1 protein-coding gene is annotated in these 284 nt (G+C 62.7%); it reads left to right on the forward strand.

What is annotated here, in order from left to right; translation table 11 throughout:
* Positions 1 to 284: DUF5801 repeats-in-toxin domain-containing protein (locus tag J4D25_RS26830; protein WP_258536632.1), on the forward strand; the 284-nt coding region annotated here is incomplete at both ends.

The following is a 284-nucleotide window of genomic DNA, read 5'->3' on the forward strand; positions in this document are numbered from 1 at the left end:
GTGGTCGAAGGCCGCACGGCCACCACCAGTCAGCTGGTGTTCACGGTCAGCGTGGCCGCCAACGGTGATGTCATCCTCGACCAGCTCCGCGCTGTGGTGCATTCCAATACCACCAATCCCGATGACTCGACGAGCCTGACCTCGGACAACCTGGTGACGCTGACGGCAACCAAGACCGACGGGGACGGCGACAGTGCCCTGGCGACCCTGAACATCGGGCAGAACCTGGTGTTCAAGGATGACGGACCAAGCATCAGTACCACTGGCGTGGAACCCACGCTGAC

The organism is Pseudomonas sp. GW456-L13, from assembly GCF_017350115.1.
GTDB lineage: Bacteria > Pseudomonadota > Gammaproteobacteria > Pseudomonadales > Pseudomonadaceae > Aquipseudomonas > Aquipseudomonas jessenii.